This window comes from Saccharomonospora saliphila YIM 90502, from assembly GCF_000383795.1.
Taxonomy (GTDB): Bacteria; Actinomycetota; Actinomycetes; order Mycobacteriales; family Pseudonocardiaceae; genus Saccharomonospora; species Saccharomonospora saliphila.
The window spans coordinates 1-3,944 of sequence record NZ_KB912622.1; the positions used below are offsets into that span (position 1 = coordinate 1).

General features: G+C 72.4%; 2 protein-coding genes and 1 pseudogene. All 3 read right to left on the reverse strand.

Annotated elements, in window-relative coordinates; translation table 11 throughout:
* Positions 1–122, reverse strand: a pseudogene (locus SACSA_RS26555) (FKBP-type peptidyl-prolyl cis-trans isomerase); the annotation flags it as partial.
* A 9-nt stretch (positions 123–131) separates the two neighbouring features.
* Complete coding sequence (locus tag SACSA_RS0103330) at positions 132–2,645, reverse strand: HelD family protein (protein WP_019813473.1); 2,514 nt, start codon at positions 2,643–2,645, stop codon at positions 132–134.
* A 126-nt stretch (positions 2,646–2,771) separates the two neighbouring features.
* A complete protein-coding gene (locus SACSA_RS0103335) occupies positions 2,772–3,752 on the reverse strand; it encodes a heme o synthase (RefSeq protein WP_028661488.1) in 981 nt (326 codons plus the stop codon).
* Between the last annotated feature and the right edge of the window lie 192 nt (positions 3,753–3,944).

Below are 3,944 nucleotides of genomic sequence, written 5' to 3' on the forward strand. Positions count from 1 at the left end.
TGCGTCGTGGGCGAGGGCTCGGCACCCGGCGGCAGGTCCGAGGGCTGCTCGTTCGGCGGGGAGCACGCCGCGAGCGCCGCGGCGGCGGCCGCCACGGTAATCACTGTGCCAGCTTTGCGCATGTGGACACCCTAGCCGGGTGTCACCGCGCCACTGTCGTCGCCTGACAGCGCGGCAAGCGGTGCGCCGGTGTGCACGACGCCGAGCCGCCGGGTCGCCCGGGTGAGGGCGACGTAGAGATCGTTGGTGCCTCTCGCGGACTCGGCCACGATCTCGTCCGGTGCCACCACGATCACCCCGTCGAACTCGAGGCCCTTGGCTCGGTCGACCGTGAGAACCGACACCGTCGGCGTCTCGCGTTCGTCCGCCCCGCCGCCCCTGTGGTCACCACCGGTTGGCGTGCCGTCAAGGCCTCCTTCACTGCGTTGAGTGCAGTCAGGGAGGCCTTGACTGCACGCCAACACAGGTGGCGTCTGCGCCAGTTCGGCGGCGAGGGCGCCCTCAAGGCCCGCCGGGCAGAGCACGCCCAGCGTGCCACCGTCCAGTGTGGCCAGCTCCGCACCGGCGAGGCCGGGCAGCCGCGCGGCGACCTCGGACCGGGGCAGCCTTCGCTGCCACGGCCGCTCCCCCGTCTCGCGCACCGAGACCGGCGCGGAAAGCTGCGGGTCGATCTCGGCGAGCACTCGGGCCGCGACCGTCATGATCTCGGCGGGCGTGCGGTAGTTGACGGTAAGTTCGCGCAGCCGCCACCGGTCGGCCACATACGGCGAGAGCACGTCCGCCCATGCCGAGGTCCCCGCCGCCGAGCCGGTCTGGCTGACGTCGCCGACCACCGTCATCGACCGGCTCGGACAGCGCCGCATGAGCAGCCGCCAGTCCATCGCCGACAGCTCCTGGGCCTCGTCCACGATCACGTGCCCGAAGGTCCACGACCGGTCCATCGCGGCGCGTTGCGCCGCCGTGAGGCCGCTGCTGGCCTCCTGGCGCTCGGCGAGCAGCTCCGCGTCGAGCACGTCGCGGACCCGCACGATCTCCTCGTCGATGATCTCCTCGTCCTGTTCGAGAACGTGCAGCACGCCCTCGGCGTAGGCGCGTTCCTCCCGCTCCCGGCGGGCGCGCCGCTCGCGCGCCTCGGTGTCGTCCTCGCCGAGCAGCTCCGCCAGTTCGTCCAGCAGCGGCACGTCGGCGGGCGTCCACAACGCGCCGGGACGCCGCAGCAGCGTGTCCCGCTCGGCGTCGGTGAGATGGTCCCGGGTCGCCGAGGCGAGCCGCTCGGGTGTGGTGAGCAGATCGCTGAGCAGCTCCTGCGGGGTCAGCTTGGGCCACAACGACCGCAACGCCGCGCCCACGGCCGGGTCCTCGGACAGCTCCTGGCGGATCGTCGCGTGGTCCCGGACGTCGAGCAGAGGAGCGTCGGCCGTCTCGTCCTCGGCCAGCGGAATGTCCGGCAGATCATCGAGGACGCCGGCCTCCAGCTTCGCCGCCGACTGCGCCGCCAGCGCGTCCAGCAGCCGGTCCACGAACACCCTGCGGGCGAGGTTGTGCGGCTTGAGCGTGTCCCGGGCCTTGGCGCGGGCCCGCTCGCAGGTCTCGCGGTCCAGGGTGAGGACGTCACCCTCGACGTCGATCTCCAGCACGTCGTCCGGCACGCACTGCCGGTCGCGCACGGCCCGCTCCAGGACCTCGGTCATCGCCGGCCTGCCCTTGATCTCGGCGGCCTCCGGCGTGTCCAGTCCGGTCGCGGTGAGCCCGGGGAACAGCTCGCCCACCGTGGCCAGCAACACCCCGGTCTCTCCCAGTGACGGCAGGACCTGGCCGATGTAGCGCAGGAACGTGCTGTTCGGGCCGACCACCAGCACGCCACGGCTGGTGAGCTGGTGGCGGTAGGTGTAGAGCAGGTAGGCCGCGCGGTGCAGGGCGACGGCGGTCTTGCCGGTGCCAGGGCCACCCTGCACGACCAGCACGCCGCCGGGGTCGGCGCGGATGATCCGGTCCTGCTCGGCCTGGATCGTGGCGACGATGTCGGACATCTCACCGGTGCGCCGCCGCTCCAGCGCGGCCAGCAACGCGGCCTCACCCGCGAGCCCGAGGTGGTCGCTGTGCTCGCCGGAGCCGAGGTCGAGCACTTCGTCATCGAGGCCGACCACGCGCCGGGAGAGAGTGCGGATGTGCCTGCGGCGGCGCACGCCGTCCGGGGACGCGGCCGTGGCCAGGTAGAACGGGCGCGCGACCGGGGCGCGCCAGTCGACCAGCAGCGGCCGGTAGTCGTCGCTCTCGTCGAACAGGCCGAGGCGGCCGATGTAGATCGGCGAGTCGGTGTCGCGGTCCGGAACGAAGTCGAGCCTGCCGAAGACCAGGCCCTGCTCGACCGCGTTGAGTTGCGCGAGCCGGTCGCTGTAGGTGGCGGTGGCGGCCTCGCGCTCGGCCTGGGCCTGCGGTGGTCCGCCGGTACCGCGCAACGCCTCGGTGAGCCGCTGGTCCGCGAGCTCGCGCTCGGCGTCGAGCCGGGCGTAGAGCCCGGAGACGTACTCCTGCTCGGCCGCGAGGTCGGCGGAGTACGCGCCGCGTCCGGGCCCGGGTCCGGACGGCCCGGTGCCGGACGTGGCGGTGCTGTCGGGTTCCCGGTGGTACGGGGACACGGACACGATCGGTCCACCTTCACGATCGGGGAAGAACAAGCTGGCCGGAGACACAACGAACGCCGCCCGCGGTGAATTCCCGCGGCGACCGGCTTCACCGCGCACTCCACGCGGCCGGGTGGCGCGGCCGGATCAGAAGGGCAGGCCGAGCACCTCGAGCCCGATCGCGGAGTCCACCGCGAGGGCGCAGAACACGATCATCAGGTAGGTGTTCGAGCGGTGGAACAGCGCCATCGGCTTCGTCGTCTCGCCTCGCGCGACCGCCGCGTACAGGCGGTGCGCGTAGAACAGGAACCACGCCCCGGCCAGCCCGGCGAAGCCGGCGTAGAGCCAGCTCGTGGCCGGGGCCAGCAGCAGGGTCCAGCCGACCATCACCCAGGAGTAGATCACGATCTGCCGGGCCACGTGCCTCGGCGGCGCCACGACGGGCAGCATCGGCACCCCGGCGCGCTCGTAGTCGTCGCGGTACTTCATCGCCAGCGCCCAGGTGTGCGGTGGCGTCCAGAAGAAGATGACACCGAACATCACGAACGCGGGCCAGGACACGGTGCCCTCGACGGCGGCCCAGCCGATGACCACGGGCATGCACCCGGCCGCGCCGCCCCAGACCACGTTCTGCGGCGTGCGTCGCTTGAGCACGAGCGTGTAGACGAAGATGTAGAACAGGATCGTGGCCACCGCCAGCACGGCGGCGAGCAGGTTCACCGCGAGGTACAGCACGGCGAACGAGCCCGCGGCCAGTGCCAGGCCGAAGACGAGGGCACCCCGCCGGGGCACCGAGTCACGCACCAGCGGACGCCGCCGGGTGCGGTTCATGACCTTGTCGATGTCGGCGTCGATCACACAGTTCAGCGCGTTGGCGCTGCCCGCGGCCATGGTGCCGCCGAGCAACGTGACCAGCACCAGCCACGGGGACGGGATCTCGCGCCCGGCGAGGAACATCGCCGGGATCGTGGTGACGAGCAACAGCTCGATCACCCGCGGCTTGGCGAGCGCGGCGTACGCGCCGAGGACGTCCCGCAACCCTCGCCGGCCACCGGCTGGGGACTCGCCAGTGGGATGCACGGCGCTGGTGTGCTCACTGCGCCCGTGCGCAGCGTTCACCAACGACATCTCGCTCCCTGTGTCGAACTCCGTGGTGATGCGCGCGGGCCCTACCGCGCGGCATCTTGACAGATCGTAGTAGAGCGGCATCCGGCGTCGCCGGGCGGCACCCGCGCACGCAACCGGCGTCACACCCCGCTGCCCCGCACCCAGCCGCGCACCGGGGCGGCGGGGTGTTGCCTGCCGCTGCTCGCTCCGGCG

Coding starts and splice junctions, on each gene's coding strand:
- SACSA_RS0103335 (WP_028661488.1), bottom strand. CDS start 3,752: ATGTCGTTGGTGAACGCTGCGCACGGGCGCAGTGAGCACACCAGCGCC.